Here is a 26090-nt window from a genome sequence, read left to right as displayed (position 1 = left end):
GAGGAAAAGACATCAACCGAGATTCCGTTAGTAGTGGCGAGCGAACGCGGAGCAGGCCAGTGCCTGATGGTGAATTAGCAGAACAAGTTGGAAAGCTTGGCCATAGCGGGTGACAGCCCCGTATGCGAAAATGAAACATCAGGACTCGAGTAGGGCGGAACACGTGTAATTCTGTCTGAACATAGGGGGACCACCCTCTAAGCCTAAATACTCGTATGCGACCGATAGTGAACTAGTACCGTGAGGGAAAGGTGAAAAGCACCCCGATGAGGGGAGTGAAACAGTACCTGAAACGGATTGCCTACAAGCAGTTGGAGGGTCCTTGAGGCCTGACAGCGTACCTCTTGCATAATGGGTCTGTGACTTAATGTATCAAGCAAGCTTAAGCCGTTAGGTGTAGGCGCAGCGAAAGCGAGTCTGAATAGGGCGCCAGAGTTTGATGTATTAGACCCGAAACCCGGCGATCTATGCATGACCAGGATGAAGGTGCGGTAACACGCACTGGAGGTCCGAACCGATTAACGTTGAAAAGTTACCGGATGAGTTGTGCTTAGGGGTGAAAGGCCAATCAAGCCGGGAAATAGCTGGTTCTCCGCGAAAACTATTGAGGTAGTGCCTCGGACGAATACCTTGGGGGGTAGAGCACTGGATGGATGCGGGGGTCGCGAGACCTACCAACTCTAACCAAACTCCGAATACCCAAGAGTACTATCCGGGAGACAGACGGCGGGTGCTAAGGTCCGTCGTCAAAAGGGAAACAGCCCTGACCTACAGCTAAGGTCCCCAAGTCGTGTCTAAGTGGGAAAGCATGTGGAACTTCCAAAACAACCAGGAGGTTGGCTTAGAAGCAGCCATCCTTTAAAGAAAGCGTAACAGCTCACTGGTCTAAATAAGAGGTTCTGCGGCGAAGATGTAACGGGGCTCAAGACACGCACCGAAGCTTAGGGTGTGCCATTTCTATGGTACGCGGTAGCGGAGCGTTCCGTAAGCCTGTGAAGCGATCTGGTAATGGGTCGTGGAGGTATCGGAAGTGCGAATGCAGACATGAGTAGCGATAAAAAGGGTGAGATGCCCTTTCGCCGAAAGACCAAGGGTTCCTGCGCAAGGCTAATCCGCGCAGGGTGAGTCGGCCCCTAAGACGAGCCCGAAGGGGGTAGTCGATGGGAACACTGTTAATATTCCGTGACCTGGTGGTGTGTGACGGATCTCGTGTGTTGTCTTCCCTTATTGGATTGGGAAGGCTTCGAAGAGGTCCCAGGAAATAGCCCCACCGTATAGACCGTACCCGAAACCGACACAGGTGGTCAGGTAGAGTATACCAAGGCGCTTGAGAGAAGTGTCCTGAAGGAACTCGGCAAATTGCCTCCGTACCTTCGGAAGAAGGAGGCCCCAACTAAGCGCAAGCTCTGTTGGGGGGCACAGGCCAGGGGGTAGCGACTGTTTAGCAAAAACACAGGGCTCTGCTAAGTCGGCTTCAAGACGACGTATAGGGCCTGACGCCTGCCCGGTGCCTGAAGGTTAAGTGGAGGGGTGCAAGCTCTGAAATGAAGCCCAGGTAAACGGCGGCCGTAACTATAACGGTCCTAAGGTAGCGAAATTCCTTGTCGGGTAAGTTCCGACCTGCACGAATGGCGTAACGACTTCCCCACTGTCTCCAGGACATGCTCAGCGAAATTGAATTCCCCGTGAAGATGCGGGGTTCCCGCGGTTAGACGGAAAGACCCCGTGCACCTTTACTGCAGCTTCAGAGTGGCATTAGGAAGAAACTGTGTAGCATAGGTGGGAGGCTATGAAGCGTTGGCGCCAGCTGACGTGGAGCCATAGGTGAAATACCACCCTGTTTGTTTCTGATGTCTAACCTCGATCCATGAAACTGGATCAGGGACCCTCTGTGGCGGGTAGTTTGACTGGGGCGGTCGCCTCCTAAAGAGTAACGGAGGCGCGCAATGGTGGGCTCAGGACGGTTGGAAACCGTCTGTTAGAGTGCAATGGCATAAGCCCGCCTGACTGCGAGACTGACAAGTCGAGCAGAGACGAAAGTCGGTCATAGTGATCCGGTGGTCCCTCGTGGAAGGGCCATCGCTCAACGGATAAAAGGTACGCCGGGGATAACAGGCTGATAACCCCCAAGAGCTCATATCGACGGGGTTGTTTGGCACCTCGATGTCGGCTCATCACATCCTGGGGCTGGAGCAGGTCCCAAGGGTTTGGCTGTTCGCCAATTAAAGTGGTACGTGAGCTGGGTTCAGAACGTCGCGAGACAGTTTGGTCCCTATCTGCCGTGGGCGTCGAAATTTGAGAGGAGTTGACCCTAGTACGAGAGGACCGGGTTGAACATACCTCTGGTGTACCTGTCGTTCTGCCAAGAGCGCAGCAGGGTAGCTATGTATGGACGGGATAACCGCTGAAAGCATCTAAGCGGGAAGCCTCCCTCGAGATAAGATTTCATAGAGCCGTCAGAGACCATGACGTTGATAGATCGGATGTAGAAGTGCGGTAACGCATGGAGCTAACCGATACTAATTGCTCTATTCGCGCTTGAGAGTCCCACCATCAATGACAATCCTGGGTAACCAGCACGTCACAGATGGCGGATGATCAAATGCAACGCCTGATTAACAACTACCATCTTCAGATTGTCGTAAACGTGCACCGATTTTAGGAGCTCCGCCGCAAGGCGGGGCTTCCAGAGAACCCGAACCTTTTGCTGTTCACTGGCTCCATTGCTTGGTGGCTATAGCGTCAGTGCCCCACCCGATCCCATCCCGAACTCGGCCGTGAAACCTGACTGCGCCGATGGTACTATCGCTTAAGCGATGGAAGAGTAGGTCGTCGCCAGGCATTGAAGCCGGTGAACACAAAACGTTCGTGTCTCTCATGAGAACCCATCACATGTCATCTAAACCCCGCTCGCGCTTGCGAGCAAAACACACAACACCCTGTCGCGGGGTGGAGCAGCCCGGTAGCTCGTCAGGCTCATAACCTGAAGGTCACAGGTTCAAATCCTGTCCCCGCAACCAAACCGACACACCAAACCGTCTCAGGATCTCCCGAGGCGGTTTTTTTGTGCCCGCTTGCCGCGGTCGGGCGCGTCTAACAGGCGCTTCGCGTGTCTCCATCGATCCCGCCAAAACCCAGGACGTCGTTTTCGCGAGAGGGGGAATCTTGGCGGGTCTCCCGTCGGCAGACGTACCGTAAGCGAGGCCTGAAGGGTGCCTGGCAGCAGGCTTGGCCGACGCGCGTATGCCGCTCCGTGGGCGCAGCTTGATGTGTGAGGCTATCATCGAGCAACGGGCGAACGCGGTTGAAATCGCGCGAGCTGGCGTCGACAGCCGCCATTAGGCGCGCATTCTATTCCGCTGGCCGCGCCTGCCCTTGCGCAACCACGCGGTAAAGGCACAACGCCGAGACGTGGCGGGGGTCATCTGAATGGGTATTTCGAACGCGGTGTCCTTGCGGCGCCCGGATGACGATCACGACGCGAATTCCGATAGCGATTCCGTCCGGATCGATACATCCGCCCTGCTCAAGACGCTTGGCGCGCTGACCCCCACCGTCGCGTTGGCGGCATGTGGCGGCGATGGCAGCGCCCCTGCCGGCCCGTCGACCCCGACCGTCGTGACGCAGGCGATTACGCCGTTCCAGGCGAGCCGCTTTCTGTCGCAGGCGACGATGGGCGCAACCCGCGCCATGGTCACCGACGTTGTGTCGACCGGTTTCAGCGGCTGGTTGACCGCGCAGTTCGCGATGGCGCGGACGACGACGCATTGGGACTGGCTGATAGCGAACGGCTACAATGCCGCTGCCAACGTCAACACCCAAAACGGCTTCGATCCGACGATGTGGCGTGGGATGATTTCCGACCGCGACCAGTTGCGCCAGCGCGTCGGCATGGCGCTGCTCGACATCCTGGTCGTCGGCATCAACGGGGTGAACCTCAACTGGAAGGCATTCGCCACGGCCGCCTATGTCGACGTGCTGCTCGACACAGCCTTTACCAATTATCGCCAGATCATGGGCGCGATCACCACCAATGCGGCGATGGGATCGTTCCTTACCTTCCTCGGAAATCGCAAGGCCAATGCGGCAACGGGATCGCAGCCTGACGAGAATTACGCGCGCGAGCTGATGCAGCTGTTCGCGCTCGGGCTCTACCAGCTCAACCTGGACGGGAGCGTCAAGACTGCGGGTGGCACTCCGCTGGAGACCTATACGCAGGCCGACGTTTCGGGCCTCGCCCGCGTCTTCACCGGCCTTTCGCTGGCGTCGACCACCACCACCACGCCCGATGTATACCGCATGCCGTTGGTGATGAACGCCTCGCTCAACGAGACCGGGACTGCGAGCTTCCTCGGCATCAGCGTGTCCGGCGGGGGAATGGCGGCGGTCAACACCGCGCTCGACACGATCTTCGCGCATCCCAACGTGCCGCCCTTCGTTTCGAAACAGCTCATCCAGCGATTGGTGACGAGCAATCCCTCGGCGGGCTATGTCGGGCGCGTGGCAGCGGTGTTCGCCGACAATGGCAAGGGTGTGCGCGGCGACATGCAGGCGGTGCTGCGCGCGATCCTGCTCGATACCGAAGCGCGCGACGATTCCACGCTGACCGCGAGCTCGGCCGGAAAATTGCGCGAGCCCGTCATGCGGCTGACCGGCTGGGCGCGCGCCTACAATGTCGCATCGCCCACCGCAGCCTGGGCGATCGGCGACACCTCGAGCACCACGACGCGGCTCGGCCAGTCGATGGGGCGCAGCCAGACGGTCTTCAACTGGTTCCGCCCCGGCTATACGCCGCCCGACACCGCGATCGCCACCGCGGGGCTCGTCGCGCCCGAATTTCAGATCACCAACGAACAGTCCGTCGTCGCCTACGTCAATTTCATGCAGACCTTGGTGGCCAGCGGGATCGGCGATGTGAAGGCCGATTATACCGACATCCTGACCAAGGCGTCGGATAGCGCAGCGCTGGTCGATGAGATCAACGCGGTCCTGGCCGCAGGGCAGCTGTCGACGACGACTGTCGCGGCGATCAGAAGCGCGGTGGACAGCATCGCGACGACCGCGACCAACGGGCCGACCACACGCGTCCAGATCGCGATCCTCCTGGCGCTTGCGTCGCCCGATTATCTGACGGTGAAGTGACATGAGCGTTTTCGATCACGATCAATCGCGCCGCGCGTTCCTTCGACGCTCCGCGCAAGTGGGTCTCGCCGGCGTCGCGGCACCCTTCGTGACCAGCCTCGGCGCAATCGGCGAGGCGGCGGCAGCGACTGCTGGCGATTACAAAGCGCTGGTCTGCATCTTCCTGTACGGCGGCAACGATTACGCCAATACGCTGCCGCCCTACGACGCGGCGAGCTATGCGCTCTATCAGGCGCAGCGTTCGAATATCGCGCTCGCCCGCGACGCGTTGGCGGCGACCGCGCTCAGCCCGACCAATAGTCTTGGTGGCCGGCAATATGCGATGGCGCCGGCAATGGCCTCGCTGCTTCCAGTGTTCAATGCCGGCAAGTTGGCGGTCGCGCTCAACGTCGGCACGCTCGTCCAGCCGACTACCAAGGCGCAGTACAGCGCTGCTTCGGTCCGGCTGCCGCCCAAATTGTTCAGCCACAACGACCAGCAGAGCTATTTTCAGGCATCGAGCCCTGAAGGCGCGACCTCGGGTTGGGGCGGGCGGATGGGCGACCTGTTCGAAAGCAGCAACGGCACCGCGACGCTTACATGCGTCAACGCGAGTGGCAATGCGGTGTATCTCGCCGGCAAACAGGCGATTCAATATGCGATCGGCACCGGTGGTCCGACCGCATTGATCAACAACGCGACGAGCCTCTATGGTTCGACCACCGCCGCCGCGACGCTGCGCACGCTGATGACCGCGTCCTCCGGCAACATCCTCGCCAACGAACATGGCAAGGTCAGCGCGCGGGCATTGAGCCTCTACAGCCAGGTTTCGAACGCCCTCGCGAGCGCCCCGGCGGCGAACTTCCCGCTCTTCCCGACGACCAACGCGCTGGCGCTGCAACTGCGCATCGTCGCGCAGATGATCTCGGTCTCGCAGGCGCTGAGTACCAAGCGGCAGGTATTCTTCGTCTCGCTCGGCGGTTTCGACATGCATGATAACCTCGCCGCCGCGCATCCGACGCAGATCGGGCTCGTCGCCGATGCGATGCGGGCGTTCTACGACACGACCGTCGCGCTTGGCGTGTCCAACCAAGTCACCGCCTTCACCGCGAGCGATTTCGGCCGCACGCTTGTGTCGAACACCAGCGGTGCCGATCATGGCTGGGGCTCGATGCACTTCGTCATGGGCGGGGCGGTCAACGGCAAGAAGATCTACGGCACGCCGCCTGCGATCGGCAACGGCACCCCCGACGATGTCGGGCAAGGTCGGCTGCTGCCGACGATCTCTGTCGATCAGTATGCGTCCACACTGGCCAGCTGGTTCGGCGTGCCCACCAGCGACATGACGACGGTGTTGCCGAACATGGGCAATTACAATCCGTCGTCGTGGAATCTCGGTTTCGTCTGAATCCAGGAACAGTCTGCGTAGGCGTTTGGAGTGGCGTCAGGCGATTCAGGCGCGATGTGCCATTTTGCAGGATGCAGACACGCTTGGGCTTCCGACTTAAGCCCTCTGTTCATCGACATGTTACGGCCGCTTTGGCGAAGCGGTCGCCAGTCTCACATCGTCAGCGCCCGGTCGTATCCGGTCAGCTCCAGATACCCACGCCCACGCGGCGTCCGCACGGCCCCTTCCCAATAGACCGGGAGACCGCTGCGTCGCGCATCGAGTTCCTGCGCCGCGAACAGCGGCGTGAGCGACCATCGGTGGACGCCATCCAATAGCCTGACGCTGACTTCCTGCATCACTGGATACACCGCGCCGGTCGCGGGGCTGCGCCAGCGTGCCAGCGTGCGAAACGCCACGTCGCCGGGCCCCAGCACGATCGTCGTACCGTCGGCGCGGCGCAGCGATCCGCCCGCCCAGAGCGTGCCGCCCGATCTACGCCGAATGCGGAAGGCCATCAGGGCGCTGCCGTCGTCGAAGTTGAGACCGGTCCAGTCCCAACCTTGCGCGTCGCGCTGAAGGTAGTTGGACGACCATTCGCGGTCGAGCCAGGCCTCGCCCGTCACCGCGACAGGCGCGCCACCGCGGCGCACCTGGCCCGAGACCTTGAGGTGGGGGATCGAATAATAATAACTTGCCGCCTCGGGCTGCGGTCCCTTGCGGCTATAGCCGCCCTGGCCCTGCGGCAGGGGTGGCTGAGTTGGCGCAAAGGCAAGCGCCAAGGTGAAATCGGGGCCCGCCACGTGCGTTTCCCAGCGGCCGTCGCGAGTCCGCCGGAGACGCCAGTCGCGGATCGTGACGTCGGCATCGGCAGTGGCGGCGGCGGCCAAGCCAAATCCCGCCCGCGCAGATCGTTCGCCGTGCAGCAGCCGCCCGATCCTCGGGTCCGACAGTGCGGCGTGCGCGAACAGCACTTGCCCGGCGGCAAAGCGACTTGGATTGGCCGGATCGACCGGCGGCCGGGTACGGAAGAAGGTAACCTGGAACCCGAGGTCGGCGCCATCGGCGGTCCGCAGCCAGCCGGTGACGTACCACCATTCGGTCCGGAACTGCGGATGCGCGCCGTGATCGCGTGGGAAGGCGAACGCGATGCCAGGCTTCACTACCGGATAGGGCAGCGGCGCGGACGCGGTCAGGCTCGCCGCAGCAAGCAGCGCAACGATCGGGGATACGCGCATTACCAATCCTCCCGCACCGACTGCACTGCGCTGCGTGACGTCGCGCGCCAGCCCGCCACCACGGCTGTCGCCGCCGCCGCGCCGGTGAGCGCCGCCGCAACCGCAACCAGGGTGCCGAGCGGGATCCGTGTGGCCATCGTCCAGTTGAAGGACTGCGGGTTGATGACATGGATCAGCACCTGCGCCAGCACCAGTCCGAGCCCAATCCCGGCGAGCGCGCCGGTCAGGCCGACGATCGCCCCCTCGGTCGCCAGCATCGCCCCAAGCTGGCCGCGCGTCAGGCCGAGATGGCGCAGCATCCCGAATTCGCGTTCCCGCGCAAGCGTCTGCGCCGACATGGTCGCCGCAACACCGGCCAGCCCGACCAGGATCGCGATCGCCTCGAGCAGATAGGTCACCGCGAAACTACGGTCGAACGGCGTCAGCGCGAAGCGGCGCAGCGTCGCGGGCTGGGTGATATCGACCTGTCCGCGCAGCGAGGGCGGCGTGCGGGCACGCAACCGTTGCATCACCGCCGCCGCGTCGCTGCCCGGCACGAGTGTCGCCGATGCCTCGTCGCGTCCGGTATCGCCGGTCAGCCGCTGATAGTCGGCCTCGTCGATCAGCACCGCCCCGCCTTGCCGCGCATAATCGCGCCACACACCCGCCACTGCGAAGCGCGTACCGCCGCCGATCGGCAAGCGGATCCCATCGCCGGGGTTCCAGCGGTAAAGTCGCTGCGCCGGTTCCGACACCCAGATCGGCGGGATTCCCGTGGGCAACGCGCCCGCCCGGGCGATCAACACGAACTGCGAATCCTCGATGCCGCGCCGCGGCCGCGCGATAAGCGTGATGGGCGGACGATCGGGCGCGATGGTCACGGAGAGCTGCCGTCCGAACGCCAAGCGCGCGACGCCGGGCGTCGAAGTCAGCGCCGCGCGCGTCGCGGGGTCGAAGCTCGCGCCCGCATTGGTGCGCAGGTACACATCGGCGCTCAGCACATGGCCGAGCCAGTCGTCGACCGCGCCGCGAAAACTCGTCACCATCGTTGCCATCGCGATCATCAGCGCGGTCGAGGCGACGATCCCGCACAGCGCGGTGGCGGCCTCGCCCGGTGCGCCGTGGAGGTGCCGGATCGCGAGTTGACGCGGAACGCTGCCGATCGCGCGGCGGGCGAACGGCGCGAGCAGCGTCCGCGCGAACCACGGCACGCCCGCGATGCCGCCCGCCAGCAACAGCGCCATCCCGGCAAAGCCGAACAGCGGCAAGTGCGCCACCGGCGGCAGCAGCGATACCGCGCCGCCCGCAAGCAGAAACGCCGCCGCCGGCCACCACGCCGCGCGCTGCCGTGGATCGAGCACGTCGCCGGCATTCTTCAGCGCCGCTGCGGGCGCCGCACGCGCCGCAACCCGGGCCGGCACCGCGCTTCCGCCGACCGCGGCGAGCAGGCCGATCACGAAGAAGCCGACCGCCGCAGCGGGTTGGAACACCACGCCCGACCCTGTCCCGCCGAAATAACCCGCTCCAAGATCGCCACCCAGCCAGTGCAACGCGGTCCAGGCCAGGCCATAGCCCGCCGCCAGTCCCGCGGCCGACCCTACGATGCCGATCGCCACGCCCTCGACCACGACCGCGGCGATCACCGCGCCGCGCGGCATGCCGAGCGTGCGCAGCAGCGCGAAGGCACGCTGGCGCCGAACCACCGACAAGGATTGCGTCGAGTAGACCAGAAACCCGCCGGTCAGCAGCGCGACCAGCGCCAGCATGTCGAGATTGACGCGATAGGCGCGCGACAGCGCATCCCCCTGCTTCGTCTGCGCCTGCGCGGTCGAGATCACGGCATCGGCAGGCAGCAGCCGGGCGAGCGCAGCGTCCGCCGCGGGGCGATCGGCGACCTTCACGTCGAGCCGGTCGAGTCGTCCGAGCCGGTCGAACTTCCACTGCGCGGTGGCGATGTCCAGCACCGCGACTGCGCTGTCGTCGGCGAGCGCGGGCAGCGTTCCGGCAATTCGCAACGGCACCGCGCGACCGTTTGCGGCAATCGTGACGATTGCCCCAAGTTTCGCGCCGCTGCGCGCCAGCGCGGCACGCGACAGGAAGACCGTCGTCTCGTCGAACGCTGCGGCGCTGTCTGCATCCGGCCCCTGGGCGCGGATACCGATCAGCGTCGGGGTCACCGCGGCGGCGCGCAGGACGTCGACGCCAAGCAGCGTCACGCGCGCCGTGCCGATCCGTGCATCGAGCTGCACGACCGGACTTGCGTCCGCCACCCCTGCGGCCAGCGCAACGTGTGGGTACAGCCGCTCATCGAAGCCGAGCCGGCTGGTCGCGGTCACGCTCAGGTCGGCAGAGCCGTTCACGCCGCGCACGGCACTGTTGAACGACGCAAGCGCCGAACCGTTGACCAAATGCACCGCGAAGCCGAGCGCGACCCCCACCGCGATCGCCACGGCGGTGACCAGGAAGCGGGCAGGATGAAATCGCCACTCGCCGCCGATCAGCCAGCCGAGCGCGAGCCGACCCGACCACAGGCCGCGCTCAGCGCGCACGCGCGACCAGGCCTTCGGAGGTCAGTGTCAGCACGCGATCGGCGATCGCCGCGGTCGCGTCGGAATGGGTCACCAGCACCGCGGCTGCGCCGCGGTCACGCGCGGCTCCGGCAAACAGCGTGAGCACGCGCGCCGCAGTCTCGGGATCAAGATTGCCGGTTGGTTCGTCGGCGAGGATCAACGCTGGCCGGTGGACGAGCGCGCGCGCGATGGCGACGCGTTGCAGCTCGCCGCCCGAGAGGTCGCGGGCATAGCCTTGGCCGCGGCCATCGAGCCCGACGGCGGCGAGCAAGGCCGTCGCCTCGCGCTGCGCCGCTGCGGCGTTGGGCGACACCAGCGCCAGCGGCAATGCTACGTTCTGCTGCAGCGTCAAATACGGCAAGATGTGGAAGGCTTGGAAGACGAAACCGATCCGCTCGCGCCGCAGCCGCGTGCGCGCAGTCTCGTCGAGGCGGCCGAGCACCACGCCTTCGATCGCCACCTCGCCGGCATCGGCGTCGTCCAGCCCGGCGAGGATGTTGAGCAATGTCGACTTGCCGACACCGGACTCGCCGGTGATCGCCACGATCTCCCCCGAAGCAACCGTGAAACCGAGTTCGCGGAATAATGTTCGCGGGCCAGGGACACTTTTGGCGAGCGCGCGCACGCTCAGGAGGACACGATCAGGCATTCCTGTTTGTCGTCGGTTGCTGCTTTGGCGACAAGATCAATTCACGATGCTGCCGCCCCGTACGGTGATGCCGTCCGTCGACCGATTCCTCCGCTCAGCGTCGCGGGCGCCCAGATTTGCGCCCTCGCTCCGCTGCGATGTCTGGGCGACCTGTCGCGCACCGGTCTCGTGCGCGACCGCGCCGAGTTCGACGGGGCCAACCTGCGCGCCGGTTGGGCAGCGCCACTGCGGGGCGGCCGTCGTCCAAGCGCCTTGCCAGGAATTGATTGCGAACTTCGGGGGTGGGGGGGCGGGACCCCGACATCCCCGCTTGCTAGCGCGGGCTGATGGCAATTGCCGAATGATCGGCCGCAGGATCGGGAGCGGCCCCTGCTTCCTTGCGTTCGGAATAGCGATCGACGAGCGCCGCCGTATGCGGTCGCAACAGAACGGTGAACCGGATCAGCTCCTCCATCACGTCGACGATACGATCATAGTAAGCGGAGGGACGCATGCGGTCATCGTCCGCAAATTCCCGATAGGCCATCGCGACGGACGATTGGTTCGGGATGGTGACCATGCGCATCCAACGACCAAGCAGGCGCAGCGTATTGACGGTGTTGAACGACTGCGATCCCGCCGAGACCTGCATGACGGCCAGCGTGCGTCCCTGGGTCGGTCGCATGCCACCCATCGACAGCGGCAAATGGTCGATCTGTGCTTTCATCACCGCGGTGATCTGGCCATGCCGCTCGGGGCTGCACCATACGTGTCCTTCCGACCACAGCGAAAGAGCCCGCAATTCGTGTACGGCCGGGTGGTCGTCACCGCTCGCCTGATCGGGCAAAGGCAGATCGAACGGGTCGAAGATCCGGGTCTCGGCACCAAACAGCGTCAGGATCCGCGCGGCTTCCTCGACGCACAGACGGGAAAAGGACCGCTCCCGCAGCGATCCGTAGAGCAGCAGGATGCGCGGCGGCGGCTGGTCGGCCCCCAGCCCGATTGCCGGTCGATCGATGACGAACGACCGGTCGAGGGCCGGAAGATGATGGGGGTCGGGGAGCATCCGGAGCCGGGGCATGGCGATCCTGTCAGGCGAGGTCAGGGGTAGTGCGAGCTGGCAGCTGCAGTTGCCAGGGTGGCGAAGAGCGCACCGCGGCGCAATCGCCTAGAGCCCGCGTCGGTTCAGCGGCGTGCGGTGCCGGTAGGTCGGTTCCTTCGGCGGTCTTCTATAGAGAAATCCGCACGGACGAAATCAAAGTCGGCCGGGGAAGGTTAAGCAGAGGTCGCAGGTGAGAAGCCGAAAAAAGGCTGGGCATGGCCGGGACTGAGTCTCTGCGGCCCCCGAGTCGATCGGCGTTTGCGACCGGCGGCGCCCGTCTCGCTCCTCACAAGCGAAGCGCCGAACCTCAACGATGCTGTCGAGATCGTAGTCGAAGCGGATGAGCGGCGCCGTTTTCAAGGTGCTTCCTTCTATCGCAATGCGATCGGTAAGGATTCTTCGCAATATAGATCAGGGGTCGCGCTTTCTAGCTGTACGAATCACCTCCGCTATGATGGTTTCGGCACACAGTTCGCTGCCGAGATATTCCATGACCGAAATCGAGCAGTTTTCGGAACCTGATGGCGAGCCTCTGCTTGGCCTCTTCAACTCGACGTCCTACGATCCCGATGGTGTCGGGCTGGCGCTGTCGGGCGGGGGGTATAAGGCAGCGGCCTTTCATCTTGGCGCGCTCATCCGCCTTAACGAGCTTGGCTGGCTGCCGCGGCTCTCGCGGATCGCCAGCGTATCGGGCGGCTCGATAGCTGCCGGGTTTCTCGGGCTGATATGGAAAGATCTGACTTTTGATGCCGATGGTGTCGCGGGCAATTTCAAGGCGGTTTTCGTCGAGCCGCTGGGCGAATTTCTTACCGAGGTGAATCTCGACATTCCGCAAGGTTTGCTTGGGCTGCTGCTGCCGTTCCGCTCGGCAGCGGACGGCGTGGCCAAGGCCTATGATCGCCATCTCTTCAAGGGCGCGACGTTGCAGGCTCTCCCCGCAGAGGGGCACGGGCCGCGCTTCGTGATTCTCGCGACCAACTACGACCTGAATTCCTTGTGGCGTTTCTCCCGGCCTTATGCGGCCGATTACCGGGTCGGCATGATCGACAACCCGGTCTTGCCGCTGTCGCGCATCGTGGCCGCATCGTCGGCCTTCCCACCCTTCTTCTGCCCGATCGAGATCGATTTCGACGGGCAGACGGTAAAGCCCGTCGCCGGTGCCGACCGGAACGAGGGCGATTTCCTCAAGCGCGCGCTCCTCGCCGACGGCGGCATCTACGACAATATGGGGTTGGAGCCGATCTGGAAACGCTATGGTACCTTGCTCGTCAGCAATGCGGGCGGCGCGTTCGACGAGGAACATCGTCCGACCGACTGGTTCAATTTGCTTTTGCGGGTCATCAACATGATTCACCGTCAAGCAGAGAACAACCGCCAGCGCGCGCTGATGATGCTCGCAAAGACTGGCGAGCGAAAGATCGCCTATTGGCCGCTTCGCAACACCGCCGGGGCGTACCCGAGACCGTCGCCGGCGCAACCGTCGCCGGAGGATATCAAAGGAGCCCAGGACGAAGGCGTGCGGCTCTGGTCGCTCGGGTCCAAGGCGTATGCGCGTCTCGTCAATCATGGATACAGCCTGTGCGATTCGGCGATGGGATCGTATCTTGATCCCGGCACGCCGCCGCCGGCCATCCTTCCGCTTTAGGGCCAGGAGTCGATCATGCCGAAGATGGTGCCGATCCCGCAACCGACCGCCCGACGACTGCGCGTCTATGCGTTCGATCCCAATGCGTCGCTCGATCTCGGATCAGCCAAATTCAGCCACGCCACGATCGCGCTCGCCTGGTCGGACCCCACGGAGGAGCCGATTTCCATCGGCCCGATCAACGAATATCTCGAAGTGATCGATATCGACCCGGCCAGTCGCCAATTCTATCCGCCGCTCGATCTCAACGCGCCCGACGTGCTTGGCAATGACGGGGGGCTACCGCCGTCCGAAGGCGATCCGCGCTTTCACCAGCAGATGGTGTTCGCGGTCGCGATGAAGACGATCAAGCTGTTTGAACGCGCGCTCGGCCGCAAGGTCATCTGGGCGCCGGCCTGGGACGACGACGCGAAGACCTACGTCCCCACGCTCAAGCTGCGCGTGTATCCGCACGCGCTGCGCGAGGCGAACGCCTATTACAGCCGCGACAAGCGGGCGCTGCTGTTCGGCTATTTCAACGCGACGCAGCGCGCGGCCGGGGCGAGTTGGATTTTCACGGTGCTCTCGCATGACATCATCGTCCACGAAACGACGCATGCGATCCTCGACGGGCTCCATCCGCGCTATTCGGAACCGACCAGCGTCGACAGCCTGGCCTTTCACGAGGCATTCGCCGACATTTCCGCCCTGTTTTCGCACTTCCAGCTCTACGAAGCGGTCTATGATTACATCGAGAAGAATGCCGGCCATCTCGACCAGACCAGCTTGCTGAGTGGGCTGGCCGGACAATTTGCAAAGGGCACGTCGGGCCACCCGTCGCTGCGCGATTTTATCGATGCCAAGCCCGACGCCAATCTGCTCGAAGGCACGAGCGAGCCGCACGATCGCGGCTCGATCCTCGTCGCGGCGGTCTTCGATGCGTTCCTCAGCATCTATACCGCGCGCACCGACGACTTGTTGCGGATGTGCGGCATCCGGATGGGCGCGACCGGCCCGCTTCACCCCGATCTCGTGGCGCGGCTGACCGCGGAAGCGACCAAGAGCGCGGATCACGTTTTGCGGATGTGTATTCGCGCGCTCGATTATCTGCCGCCGGTCGATGTGCGCTTCGGCGAATTCCTGCGCGCGATCGTCACCGCAGATGCCGACCTGATCGCCGAAGACCGGCTCAACTACCGGCTTGCCTTTGTCGAGGCGTTCCGACGGCGCGGCATCTTTCCCGAGAATTGTCTGTCGATGTCGCCCGACAATCTGCTGTGGGACGCGGCCGACGCGGAATTGCCGGTCAGCGATATCGATGCCGAGGGCATGAACCTCATCCCGCAATATGTGCGGAGCGATATCGTCCGGACGGCGGAGGAAAATCGTCGCAAGGTCTGGTATTGGCTCACGCAGCCGGAGCTGAAACTGGCCGACGCCGGGACCGCGGCGGAGGTGCAGCGTTTCGACGCCTTCCGCTCCAAGACCCGCGCAGTTCTGGCCCATGACGAATCCTGCACCGGCCCGCGCCTGGCTGGCTATCTGGCCGATATCGACGCCGATCTTGCCTGGCTGGGCGTGTCCACGGCAGACCGCGTGCAATTGGCGGCCGATCTAGGAGCCGCGCCGACGCATTTCGCACGGTGGGAGGCGTTCCTGATGCTGCTGACCGATCCGCTCCGCGCCACCAACGTCAGGCCCGACACGGAAATCGACAAGGCTTGGGAACGCGCTTTGGGGCTTTTCTTCCAGCGACCCCGAGGCCAACCGCTGTATACGATCCGCGGTGGCGCCGCGGGCCTTTCGGTCGAGGTGGCGAGCGTACGCACCACCCGGCGCGCCGGCCCGGACGGGCAAGACATCCGTCAACTCGTGATCGAGGTGACCCAGCGTCGCCAGGGATTTTTCGACCCGGGCATCCAGCGGGCGAACGACATGACACCGCCCGCAAACAACGCGCATATGAAGGGCGATTTCGTGTTTCGCGGCGGCGCGACCATGATCATCGACCTGCGCGACAACAAGCTGCGCTACGTCATCAGCAAGCGGATCAACGACGATGCCCGGCTTGACCGCCAACGTCAGCATCTGCTCGCTCCTGAGGCGATGGGATTCACATACGATCCCGCGGCCGTGAAGGAACCCTTCGCCATGCTTCACCGGATGTAAGGCGATGGCCCGGCGCACCACAGCAAGGCCCGGCAAATCCGCGGCCACCTCCACCTCCACCTCCACTGCTACGGTCGCGAACGGCGCCGGGGAGACGGTCACGATCCGCATGTACCGGCAGATCCTGGGCGACTGTTTTCTTGTCACGCATGACTATGAAGGTCAGCGGTTTCGCGCATTGTTCGATTGCGGTGCGCTCCAGTGCATCGGCGCAAGCAAGCCCAATACCAAGGCCGCAGTCGCGCATATCGGGGCCGTCGTCGAGGCTTTGTTGCATAATTACGCGAGAGCATGACCGACGTTTTACTTAAAGATGTTATTGGATGCGGACGGTCACCGGCGTTCCTATTTCGGAGGGCTTTGTTGCAAAACTGATGGCGGGGATTCACGCAGGGAATCGAGCGGTATAGATAGGCGTAATGCCCAAACCTGCCGCACCTGTGTATCGTACGACGAACTGGCCTGAGTATAATGCGGCGCTGAAGCGGCGTGGGTCGCTGGAAATATGGTTTGATCCGGAGATGCACTGGCTTTCGAAGCCGTGTGGTCGCCCTGGTCGCCCGATGCGGTTTTCAGACAGCGCGATAGAGCTGTGCCTGACGCTGAAGACGCTGTTCAACCTGCCTTTGCGGCAAGTGACGGGGTTGGTTTCGAGCCTGATCAAAATGGCGGGGCTGGATTGGTCGGTGCCGGATTATACGACGCTGTGCCGACGGCAGAAGACGTTGAAGGTCAACCTCGGCGGGCGGATCAGCTCGGGCGGACTGCACCTGCTGGTCGACAGCACCGGGATCAAAATGACGGGAGAAGGCGAGTGGAAGACGCGCAAACACGGACCGTCCTACCGTCGCCAGTGGCGCAAGGTGCATCTCGGGATTGATGCTGGGACGCTGGATATCCGGGCCATTGAGGTCACGACGAATGCCATTGGTGACGCACCGACGCTGCCCGTTCTCCTGGCGCAAATTCCCGGAGACGAGCGGATACTCAGCGTCGGCGGAGATGGCGCTTATGATACCAGGGACTGCCATGCCGCTATTGCCGGGCGCGGTGCCGATGCGGTCATCCCGGTCCGCCGCAACGGGCAACCATGGGCAGAAGGCGGTCCCGGCGTCGATGCACGCAATGGAGCGCTACGCGCGACAAAGCGGCTTGGTCGCGCAATCTGGAAAAAGTGGAGCGGCTATCATCGCCGCAGTCTGGTCGAGACCAAAATGCACTGCTTCAAACTCCTGGGCCAGCGCGTTGTCGCCCGCACCTTCGATCGTCAGATTACCGAGCTCAAAGTCCGTGCTGCAATTCTCAATCGGTTCTCCGAAATAGGAACGCCGGTGACCGTCCGCATCCAATAACATCTTCAAGTAAAACGTCGGTCATGCTCTCGCGTAATTATGCAACAAAGCCCGTCGTCGATGATCTTTTCGCCGACACTGGCGGCGAGCTTGATCTGGTCGTCGGCACGCACGAGCATTACGATCATCTGTCGGGCTTCCTGCTCCATTTCGACATCTGGCAAAAGTTCACGATCAAACAGGTGTGGCTCGCCTGGACCGAGGATTATTCCGACGACCTCGCGAACGACATTCGCGACAAGAAGTCGAAGGGGCTGGCAGCTCTTGCCGCGCTGGTGGGGTCTGGCGACGGCGGGGTCCCCAACCCGTTTGCGCTGGATCGTACGAACGCGCAGGTCGGCGATATCCTGACCCGGATCAGCGATCTCCTGCAATTCTATGGCGAAATCGATCCATGGCACGCGCCCGCAGGCCAGGCCCTCGCCGCGGCCGCGGCCATGCCGCCGCGCGTCCCGAAAGTACCGCCGCGCAGTTGTCGTGATGTGCTGGACTGGCTCAAGGCCAAGGCGACGGCCGGCAACGTGGCCTATCTGTCACCTGGGCAGCAAAAGCTGTTCGGCGTGGCGGGCCGGCTGAAAGCCTCGGCTTTCGGTCCGCCGCGAACGCGCAACCGGCTGCTCCAGCTCGATCCGACCACCGGGCCGACGCGCGAAACCTATCTCGTTCGTTCGGACGACGTGACCTCGCTCGACGTGACGCTCAGGCTTCGTGCGGCGCAGGCCGACGATGCCGAGCCGGACGATCCCGCCCGCTATCCCTTCGCCGAGCGGTTTCGCGGCTGGGAGGGCGAAACATCGACCGACACAGTCGCCGCGCTCTATTATCAGGGTCAGGCGAACCGGCGGATCGACGGCGAGTGGCTCGGCTCTGCCGAGACGCTCGCGCTGAAGATCGACGGCGACGTCAACAACACCTCGCTCGCGCTCGCGATCGAGGTGCCGGGCCGCGATGTGCTCCTGTTTCCGGCCGACGCGCAGGTCGGGAACTGGTTGTCCTGGCATGACCAGACATATCCGGGCACGGCCACGCCGTCTGGAGCCACACAGGAGACCGCCGCGCAGATCCTGGCGCGAGCAATTTTCTACAAGGTCGGACATCATGGCAGCCACAATGCCACCGCGCGCGCGCAAGGACTTGAGATGATGACCAGCCCTGATCTCGTGGCGATGATGCCCGTGGTTGAGGCAGTCGCCAAGGAACAGGTGACGAAGAATAATCCGGACGGCTGGGCAATGCCGTATGGCGATCTCTATACCCGCTTGCAGGAAAAGACGTCCAAGCGAATCGTGCGCGGTGACGGTGTGCGGACGGAGGAGGAAGCTGCGTTCGCCACGCCGGGTGGCCGCTTCGCGCTGACGTATTCAGACGACGGCCCGAACCCGCTCTGGGCCGAACTGACGATGACCTGTCGCCCTAGCTGAATACGCCGTCGCGTACTTGGCTTCGGTCGATGCGGGAAACCAGCGTGACGGTGACGCTATCGGACGCTCCGGAGGTGATCGTGTCCAGCAATGCCGGGTTGGTCGAGCTGGCCCGCAGGCTGCCCGACACGGCCGCGATGCGGATCGCGGTCACCCGTCTACGCCTGCCAGGCCGGGATACGCCTGCGGGCGCGGCGCGGGGGCATCCCAAAGGAAGCGACGCTCTTTCTCCGCGATCGCCAGATCGTTCACCGACGCCTCACGCCGCCGCATCAGCCCGTTTTCGGCAAACTCCCACTGCTCGTTGCCATAACACCGATACCATTGGCCAGCGATGCGGCACTCGTATTGGAACCGCACCGCGATCCGGTTGTCGGTGAACGCCCACAGATCCTTGACTAGGCGATAGTCCTCCTCGCGCGCCCATTTGGCGCGCAGCAGTGCGATAATGGCGGGCCGCCCGCTGACGAAGCTGTCGCGGTTTCGCCACGCGCTGTCGATCGTATAGGCCAGCGCCACCCGCTCGGGATCGCGGCTGTTCCAGGCATCCTCCGCGGCCCGCACCTTGAGCAACGCGGTCTCGCGCGTGAAGGGCGGTAGCGGGGGCCGTGGAATCTCGAGGCTGCTCATGCGGGGAGGTCCTTTTCGGCAAGCGCCGCGCGCAGCGCGATGTTCTCGGCTTCAAGCGCCGCGAGTCTGGCGTGGAGTGGCGCAGACGCGGCAGCGATCTCGGCCTCGGTGAAGCGCGGCGCTATGTGCTGCGGACAATTCCAATCGAACGCCTCGAGGTGCAGCCGGAACAAGCGCTCCGGCACGCCGCGATAGTTCGGCAGATCAAGCCGGCGCGCCAGCGCGGGATCGGCGGCGAGATCGCGCGCCTCGATCCGGGCATAGAGCTTCAACCGGCGGCGGCGCGGATAGTCCATCAGGAAGAGCGCCACGCGATCGTTCGCCGCCACGTTGCCAAGGCTGATATATTGGCGATTGCCCCGAAAATCCGCGAAGGCGAGCGTGGTTTCGTCAAGTATCTTGAGGAAACCCGCCGGGCCACCGCGATGCTGGACATAGGGCCAGCCGCTCTCCGATACGCTCGCCATGTAGAAGCTGTCGCGCGCGGCGATGAATTCGATTTCGGCGGGGCCGAAGCGATCCGACGGCCGCGCCCCGCCGACGTTATCGTAAAGCCCGGCACTGCCATTCGCGACCTTCGCCGCGAACACGCTCGGCGTCGTCGCCAGAGTGAGGAAGGCATTGGCCATGATCGGACTCCGGTTGCGGCAAAAAGGGGCTTCGGTGGGCGCGTCGGGTGCAAACTGCCGACGCCAGGAGGTTAGGCGGCCTCGGTAGCCAGGACGACCGGGAAGTCGATGTCGGTCTTGGCGACGTTGTTGACGTAGTTGGTCAGCACGTTGAGCGCGACCGACGCGACGATCTCGATCACCTGCGCCTCGTCGAAACCCGCCACGCGCACTTCGGCGAGATCGGCGTCGCTGACCCGGCCGCGCGCTTCGTGGACCTTGCGGGCGAACACGATCGCGGCATCGGCTTTGGCGTCGCTGGAATGACCGGCGCGGTTGAGCGCGATCTCGGCGTCGTCGATCTTGGCGAGGTTCAGCCCAAGATAGGTGTGCGCCGACAGGCAGTAATCGCAGCCATTGGCTTGCGCGATCGCAAGCGCGATGCGTTCGCGGGTCTTGGCATCGAGCGTGCGGCCCAGCGCGCCGTTGAGGCCGAGATACCCCTCGAGCGCAGCGGGGCTGCTGCCGACGAGACGGAACAGGTTGGGGACCATGCCAAGCTGCTTCTCGACAGCATCAAGCATCGGCTGCGACTTTGCAGGGGAATCTTCGCGGGTGGGGATGGCGATGCGGGACACGTTTTTTCTCCGGTATAGGCAGCTGGATGCGGCCTGCCCGACGCAGATGTCATTTTGTGGCCGCTGTGATAATCCGTTCGATCGACACTTCACTCGTGCGGAAAGCGGGATAATCATGGACCAGCTGGAAATGTTGCGCACGTTCGTCGCGGTCGCCGATCAGGCGAGTTTCGCGCAGGCCGCCCGCCGCCTCCGCGTCTCGCCGACAGCGGCGAGTCGCGCCGTGGCCGGGCTGGAAATGGCGCTTGGAACGCCGCTCTTGCGACGGACGACGCGGTCGGTGCGCCTGACCGACGAGGGCGCGGCCTATCTCGAGCGCTGTCGTGCCGCGCTGACGGAACTCGATGATGCCGCGCTGGCGTTGCGCGGCACAGGCGCGGTGCCAGGGGGCAATCTTGTCGTCACCGCACCGGTCACCTTCGGGCGTCTCCATATCCTGCCCATCGCCACCAGCCTGCTGCGCGATCATCCACGTCTGAATGTCGACCTCACCTTGATCGATCGCGTCGTCCGGCTGGTCGACGAAGGGATCGATGTCGCTGTTCGGATCGGCGATCTGTCGGACAGTTCGCTCCATGCCCTCAAGGTCGCGGACGTGCGGCGCGTGCTCGTCGCCAGTCCTGGCTATCTGGCCGCGCGCGGAACGCCCGCTAACGTGCGAGCGCTCCACGATCACGCCCTGATCTCTTTCACCGAGATTGATCGCGCGCATGAGTGGCGCTTCGGCGCGGCCGGCAAGACAGCGATCCGAATCGAACCCAGGTTGACGGTCAACACCGCGGATGCGGCCATCGCCGCCGCGTCCGATGGCTTGGGGATCGCGCGCGTGCTGTCGTATCAGGCGCTCGAGGCCGTCGCCGCGGGGCGCTTGGTCACCGTGCTCGACATGGCCGCCCCGCCACCCGTGCCGGTACATCTGGTCTATCAGGCCAACCGCCGCGCTTCGGTCAACGTGCGCGCCTTCATCGAAGGCGCCCGCGCGCATTTTGGTCGATTGGATCTGACGGGGGGCGCGGCGTAACGATGCCGATGTCGTTTCCGTCGGTCAGCCGAGAAACGTGCCGCCCGACAGAGACGAGGAAGATCCTGAAAAGATCTTCGAAAACGTCGTGGCGACGCTGCAATCTCTGGCGGTACCCGCGACGGTGCGTAGCCGGCGCGGAACAGGTCGTCGGCACCGTGGGTGATGTGCCGCACCCCATCAACCTTGGTACGGCCCTGCATCGAGAACACCGCCCTAGACGGCCGCGCGTCGCGACGCGCCGTCAGATCTGCGCGCGCTCGTCGGGATGCTGTCCGGCGCGCGCGCCCGCCGTTGGAGCCGCGGTCACACGGCGCGTGCTGGCGGGAACTACGTATGGGGCGCCGGTGATCGATCCCCTAGGATTTGCCCCGGCGCCGATGCCACGCGGGTGAGCGTAGCGGCGGCCCGGAAAAAGGCGAACGCGGCGATGACGAAGCTCTACCTTCACCCCGAGCGCCAGCTGGTATCGCGTCTCGGCTGGCTGGGCGCCGGCGTGCTGGACGCCAAGGCCGGCATCGGTCCTACAGCCGACTCGATCCTCTGCGTTGTCGCTGCCGCGCAAGCCCCTGACCGCCGAAATCGGCGTGCGTTGCGGGCCGGCATCGTGCTGTCCGGGACCATCGAGACGCCCCCAACACGGCGCCTGTCATGACGACGGGGCACCTTATTGCGGCCTTTGCCTCAGGGCTGCTGATCGGCCTTGCCGTGATGCTCTATTGGGTCGCCTGGCATCGGCGGCGGCGATGACCTCGCCATCGCTGCGGCACGCTGATGCTGCGCCATGCAGCACCGGTGTCACCGGCTTGTCGTCGCACGATGCGGCGGCGCGGCTTGTCGCCGACGGACCCAACGAACTGCCGCGCGCAGGACAGCGATCGATCCTGCGGATCGCGTTCGACGTGCTGCGCGAACCGATGCTGGCACTGCTGCTCGCCGGGGGGCTTGCCTATCTGCTGCTCGGCGATCTCACCGAAGCGTTGATTCTGCTGGGCTTCGCGACCTTCTCGATCGCCGTGACCGTCGTCCAGGAGGCACGAACCGAGCATGTGCTGGAGGCGCTGCGCGACCTTTCGGCGCCGCGCGCGCTGGTCGTTCGCGATGGTGTGCGTCGCCATGTCGCCGGGCGCGAGGTCGTCCGCGACGATCTGATCGTTCTCGAACAGGGCGATCGGATCGCCGCCGATGCCGTGCTCGTCGCGGCAAACGACCTGCAGGCCGACGAATCGCTGCTGACAGGGGAGTCGGTGCCGGTTGGCAAGATCCTGCTCGACGCCCCCGACGGCGGCGCAGCGCCGCGGCCTGGCGGCGATGGTCAGCCCTATGTCTATTCGGGCTCGCTCGTTGCGCGCGGCAGCGGCATTGCGCGCGTGCTGGCGACCGGACCCCGCAGCGAGATCGGGCGGATCGGCCAGTCGCTCGCGACGCTCGACACCGAAGCGCCACGCCTTAGCCGCGAGACGACGCGGATCGTCACCTGGTGCGCGATCGGAGGCGGCGCTGTCGCGCTGACCGTGGTGCTGCTGTACGGCCTGCTGCGCGGGGGCTGGATCGAGGCATTGCTTGCCGGAATCGCGATCGGGATGTCGATGCTGCCCGAAGAGTTTCCGGTCGTGCTGACAGTATTCCTGGCGATGGGGGCATGGCGGATCGGCAAGGTCGGGGTCCTTACGCGGCGTGCCGCAGCGATCGAGACGCTCGGGTCGGCAACGATATTGTGCACCGACAAGACCGGTACGCTGACCGAAAACCGCATGTCGCTCGCGCAAATGTGGCTGCCGGGCGGCGCGACCCTGGAGATGGGGCCGGATATCGTGGTTCCGGTTTCGTATCACGGCCTTATCGCGACCGCGGCGCTCGCCAGTGCCGCCGAGCCGACCGATCCGCTGGACATTGCGCTACACGCCGCGCGCGCCGCGGTTCCGGCGATCGCCGTGCCCGATGGCGGGCCGGTGCATGGCTATGCCCTGCGCCCCGAACTCCTCGCCATGTCGAACATCTGGGAGTGTGGCCACACGCTCACCATTTCGGCCAAAGGCGCCCCGGAAGCGATCGCTGGCCTGTGCCACCTGGCGAGCGATGCGTTAGCGGCAATGACCGCCGCCGTCGACGCGATGGCAATGCGGGGTATCCGCGTCCTCGCCGTCGCAACGGCGACGCCCCCAAGTCGCGCCTGGGCCGAAACGCAGCAGGACTATGCCTATACCCTGACCGGGCTCGTCGGGCTGGCCGATCCGATCCGCGCGAGCGTCGCCGGCGCGGTCGCAGAGTGCCGCAGCGCCGGCATCCGGGTGGTGATGATCACGGGCGACTATGCGGCGACCGCGCGCTCGATCGCGACGCAGGCCGGCATCGTCGATGGCGATGTGCTGACCGGCGACGATCTCGCCGCGCTCGACGATGCCGCGCTCGCGGCACGGCTCAAGTCCGTCACCGTCTTCGCGCGAATCATGCCCGAGCAGAAGCTGCGCATCGTTCAGGCGTTCAAGGCTGCGGGCGAGGTGGTCGCGATGACTGGCGACGGCGTCAACGATGCGCCGTCGCTCAAGGCCGCGCATATCGGCATCGCCATGGGCAAGCGCGGCACCGACGTTGCGCGGGAGGCAGCGGCGATCGTCCTGCTCGACGACGATTTCGGGTCGATCGTCGCGTCGGTCCGGCTTGGAAGGCGGATCTACGACAATATCCGTAAGGCGATGGCGTTCATCTTCGCAGTCCACGTGCCGATCGCCGGATTGGCGCTGCTCCCGCTCTTCTTCGGCATGCCGTTGCTGTTCGGCCCGATCCACATCGCGTTGCTCGAAATGGTGATCGACCCGGTTTGCGCGCTGGTGTTCGAGGCGGAGCGCGACGAAACCGATATCATGACGCGGCCGCCGCGCGATCCCGCCGAGCCGCTGTTCGCGCTGCCGATGATCGTCGGGAGCGTGCTCCAGGGCGGGATCGCCTTTGCCATGCTGGCCAGCGTCTTCTTCGTCGAGACATGGGGCGGCATGCCCGAGCCCGAGCTTCGCGCGCTGATCTTCTTTGCGTTGATCGCCGAGATCGTCGCGCTGATCCTGGCGAACCGGTCGTTCAGTGCGGCGCTCGGCGAAGCGCTGTTCCGGCACAACGCCGCGCTGCGGTACGTCGCGCTTGCGATCACTGGCGTGACCGCCCTGATCCTGTTCCTCCCGCAGGCACAGACGCTGCTGAAGTTCGGGACGATCGCGTGGAGCGACATGGCGCTGGCGGTCGGGCTGGGCGTCGTCCTGCTGGGGCTGCTCGAAGGCTGCAAGCCGTTGGTCGGCTGGCTGGTCGCGCGCGCTGCGCCGCCGTCGCGGGCGGGCGCGGCGGCCGCAGCGTGAGCGCTGGGGTGGCACCCGATGCGGTGGTTGCGCGCGGCTTTCTTGTGGTGCTGGTCGTGGGCGCAACGCTTGCCTTCGTCTGGCTGGTCGCGCCCTTTTTCGGGGCGATCCTGTGGGCGGTGATCGCCGCGATTCTGTTCGAGCCGCTCAACGCACGCCTGCTCCGCGCGGTGCCGCACCGCCGGGGGGTCGCTGCCGCGGCGACGTTGCTGGTCATCGTCATGGTCGTCGTCGTGCCCGCGATCCTGCTGGCATCGGCCCTGCTGCGCCAGGCGACGACCTTCTACACGCACGTCCGCAGAGGGGAGATCGATTTCGGACGCGTGTTTGTCGAGACGCAAGCACGCTTGCCGGGATGGGCGCGGGACTGGCTTGCCGATATCGGCCTGGGCGATGTCGCGGGCCTGCGAAGCCGGCTTGGCCAAGGCGTCGCGAACAGCTTTCAGTTGCTGCTCGGGCAGGTGCTCAGTATCGGGCAGGGCACGTTCGGCTTCTTCCTGGCGCTGGGCGTCATGCTGTATCTGACCTTCTTCCTGCTGCGCGATGGGCACGCGCTCGCAGCGCGCGTCGAGCGCGCCATTCCCTTGACGCTCGACCAGCGCGCGGTGCTGGTCGCGAAGTTCGTCACGGTGATCCGCGCGACGATCAAGGGCAGTCTCATCATCGCGATCCTCCAGGGAACGACCGGCGGCATCGTCTTCTGGGCGATCGGCGTCCCCGGCGCCCTCCTCTGGGGGGTGGCAATGGGCGTGTTCTCCTTGTTCCCCGCGATCGGGACTGGGCTGATCTGGGTCCCGATGACGGCGTATCTGCTGGCGCGGGGCGCGATCTGGCAGGGGAGCGTGCTGTTCCTCTGCGGCTTCTTCATCATCAGCAGCGTCGATAACGTGGTCCGCCCGATCCTGGTCGGGCGCGATGCCCGCATGCCCGACTATGTCGTGCTGATCGCGACGCTCGGCGGTTTCGAGTTGATGGGGTTCAACGGTTTCGTGATCGGGCCGGTGATCGCCGCGGTGTTCATGGCCGCTTGGGGGATTGTCGGCGACACCCAAGCCCGATCGCAGACGCCGACATCGTGACGTGCTGCGGCTCGAACGATGGGACTTCGAAGTCGATCAGCGCCTGCGGTCACGATCTCGTTCAGCGGCTTGTCGTAAAGCGCAAGACCGCCGTCCGGGCCGGTGTAGCGCGGGCTCCGGCCGTCTGTGCGCGCATCGCGTCGATCCACCCCAGACCGTCGTGGCGTTTCGTTCCT

19 protein-coding genes, 1 tRNA gene and 2 rRNA genes (1 of these 22 cut by a window edge) are annotated in these 26090 nt (G+C 64.5%); 14 read left to right on the top strand and 8 right to left on the bottom strand.

Going from position 1 to position 26090, the window contains the following annotated elements; translation table 11 throughout:
- From ACVWYO_RS08045 to ACVWYO_RS08025, 5 genes are all read left to right on the top strand, one after another.
- Positions 1 to 2543: ribosomal RNA gene (locus tag ACVWYO_RS08045) — 23S ribosomal RNA — on the top strand; it begins 255 nt to the left of the window's first position.
- 183 nt (positions 2544 to 2726) lie between these two features.
- Positions 2727 to 2841 (top strand): 5S ribosomal RNA (gene rrf / locus ACVWYO_RS08040).
- A 102-nt stretch (positions 2842 to 2943) separates the two neighbouring features.
- Positions 2944 to 3020: transfer RNA gene (locus tag ACVWYO_RS08035), tRNA-Met, on the top strand.
- A 409-nt stretch (positions 3021 to 3429) separates the two neighbouring features.
- Positions 3430 to 5142, top strand: a complete 1713-nt coding sequence (locus ACVWYO_RS08030; protein WP_457349699.1) for a DUF1800 domain-containing protein — start codon at positions 3430 to 3432, stop codon at positions 5140 to 5142.
- A 1-nt stretch (position 5143) separates the two neighbouring features.
- The gene (locus tag ACVWYO_RS08025) at positions 5144 to 6529 is read left to right on the top strand and encodes a DUF1501 domain-containing protein (RefSeq protein ID WP_457349697.1); all 1386 of its coding nucleotides are present in this window, start codon (positions 5144 to 5146) and stop codon (positions 6527 to 6529) included.
- Positions 6530 to 6681: 152 nt separating this feature from the next.
- Here the strand turns inward: ACVWYO_RS08025 and ACVWYO_RS08020 are convergent, their stop codons facing one another.
- The 4 genes from ACVWYO_RS08020 to arsH form a co-directional block, all read right to left on the bottom strand.
- A complete protein-coding gene (locus tag ACVWYO_RS08020) occupies positions 6682 to 7746 on the bottom strand; it encodes a lipocalin-like domain-containing protein (protein WP_457349695.1) in 1065 nt (354 codons plus the stop codon).
- Positions 7746 to 10274 carry an FtsX-like permease family protein gene (locus ACVWYO_RS08015; RefSeq protein WP_457349693.1) on the bottom strand — a complete coding sequence of 843 codons (2529 nt, stop codon included), beginning with the start codon at positions 10272 to 10274 and terminating at the stop codon, positions 7746 to 7748. Before ACVWYO_RS08015 ends, ACVWYO_RS08020 begins: the two co-directional genes overlap by 1 nt.
- Entirely contained in the window at positions 10264 to 10944 is a 681-nt protein-coding gene (locus ACVWYO_RS08010; protein WP_457349691.1) for an ABC transporter ATP-binding protein, read from the bottom strand. The genes ACVWYO_RS08015 and ACVWYO_RS08010 overlap by 11 nt, the downstream gene beginning before the upstream one ends.
- Before the next feature lie 313 nt (positions 10945 to 11257).
- Positions 11258 to 12004: an arsenical resistance protein ArsH gene (gene arsH, locus ACVWYO_RS08005; RefSeq protein ID WP_457349690.1), complete on the bottom strand. Its 747-nt coding sequence runs from the start codon at positions 12002 to 12004 to the stop codon at positions 11258 to 11260.
- Positions 12005 to 12365: 361 nt separating this feature from the next.
- On the opposite strand from arsH, the gene ACVWYO_RS08000 reads away from it, so the two are divergent.
- The 5 genes from ACVWYO_RS08000 (at position 12366) to ACVWYO_RS07980 (ending at position 18591) form a co-directional block, all read left to right on the top strand.
- Positions 12366 to 13670, top strand: coding sequence for a patatin-like phospholipase family protein (locus ACVWYO_RS08000; RefSeq protein ID WP_457349688.1), 1305 nt, complete (start codon positions 12366 to 12368; stop codon positions 13668 to 13670).
- Between the two features lie 15 nt (positions 13671 to 13685).
- Positions 13686 to 15818, top strand: coding sequence for a hypothetical protein (locus tag ACVWYO_RS07995; protein ID WP_457349686.1), 2133 nt, complete (start codon positions 13686 to 13688; stop codon positions 15816 to 15818).
- Positions 15819 to 15822: 4 nt separating this feature from the next.
- Positions 15823 to 16113 (top strand): hypothetical protein, encoded by a 291-nt coding sequence (locus ACVWYO_RS07990; protein WP_457349684.1) that lies wholly within the window; start codon positions 15823 to 15825, stop codon positions 16111 to 16113.
- Between the two features lie 124 nt (positions 16114 to 16237).
- Positions 16238 to 17170 (top strand): IS5 family transposase, encoded by a 933-nt coding sequence (locus ACVWYO_RS07985; protein ID WP_457348219.1) that lies wholly within the window; start codon positions 16238 to 16240, stop codon positions 17168 to 17170.
- A 23-nt stretch (positions 17171 to 17193) separates the two neighbouring features.
- Positions 17194 to 18591 (top strand): hypothetical protein, encoded by a 1398-nt coding sequence (locus ACVWYO_RS07980; protein ID WP_457349682.1) that lies wholly within the window; start codon positions 17194 to 17196, stop codon positions 18589 to 18591.
- On the opposite strand, the gene ACVWYO_RS07975 is transcribed toward ACVWYO_RS07980, so the two are convergent.
- From ACVWYO_RS07975 to ACVWYO_RS07960, 4 genes are all read right to left on the bottom strand, one after another.
- Positions 18584 to 18745 carry a hypothetical protein gene (locus ACVWYO_RS07975; protein ID WP_457349680.1) on the bottom strand — a complete coding sequence of 54 codons (162 nt, stop codon included), beginning with the start codon at positions 18743 to 18745 and terminating at the stop codon, positions 18584 to 18586. The two genes, ACVWYO_RS07980 and ACVWYO_RS07975, sit on opposite strands and share 8 nt — an antisense overlap.
- Positions 18742 to 19221, bottom strand: coding sequence for a nuclear transport factor 2 family protein (locus ACVWYO_RS07970; protein WP_457349678.1), 480 nt, complete (start codon positions 19219 to 19221; stop codon positions 18742 to 18744). Before ACVWYO_RS07970 ends, ACVWYO_RS07975 begins: the two co-directional genes overlap by 4 nt.
- On the bottom strand, positions 19218 to 19850 hold the full coding sequence (locus tag ACVWYO_RS07965; protein ID WP_457349676.1) for a pyridoxamine 5'-phosphate oxidase family protein: 633 nt from the start codon (positions 19848 to 19850) through the stop codon (positions 19218 to 19220). Before ACVWYO_RS07965 ends, ACVWYO_RS07970 begins: the two co-directional genes overlap by 4 nt.
- Positions 19851 to 19921: 71 nt before the next feature.
- Positions 19922 to 20467: a carboxymuconolactone decarboxylase family protein gene (locus tag ACVWYO_RS07960; protein ID WP_457349674.1), complete on the bottom strand. Its 546-nt coding sequence runs from the start codon at positions 20465 to 20467 to the stop codon at positions 19922 to 19924.
- A gap of 115 nt (positions 20468 to 20582) precedes the next feature.
- On the opposite strand from ACVWYO_RS07960, the gene ACVWYO_RS07955 reads away from it, so the two are divergent.
- From ACVWYO_RS07955 to ACVWYO_RS07940, 4 genes are all read left to right on the top strand, one after another.
- Positions 20583 to 21488: a LysR family transcriptional regulator gene (locus ACVWYO_RS07955; RefSeq protein WP_457349672.1), complete on the top strand. Its 906-nt coding sequence runs from the start codon at positions 20583 to 20585 to the stop codon at positions 21486 to 21488.
- 430 nt (positions 21489 to 21918) lie between these two features.
- Positions 21919 to 22143: a hypothetical protein gene (locus ACVWYO_RS07950; protein WP_457349670.1), complete on the top strand. Its 225-nt coding sequence runs from the start codon at positions 21919 to 21921 to the stop codon at positions 22141 to 22143.
- Between the two features lie 91 nt (positions 22144 to 22234).
- A complete protein-coding gene (locus ACVWYO_RS07945; RefSeq protein ID WP_457349668.1) occupies positions 22235 to 24835 on the top strand; it encodes a cation-translocating P-type ATPase in 2601 nt (866 codons plus the stop codon).
- Positions 24832 to 25914, top strand: coding sequence for an AI-2E family transporter (locus ACVWYO_RS07940; protein WP_457349666.1), 1083 nt, complete (start codon positions 24832 to 24834; stop codon positions 25912 to 25914). The genes ACVWYO_RS07945 and ACVWYO_RS07940 overlap by 4 nt, the downstream gene beginning before the upstream one ends.
- Positions 25915 to 26090 lie beyond the last annotated feature (176 nt).

It is taken from the genome of Sphingomonas sp. UYP23, from assembly GCF_054059235.1.
The sequence above is the reverse complement of the archived record's forward strand: the minus strand, read 5'-3'. Positions and strand labels throughout refer to the sequence as shown.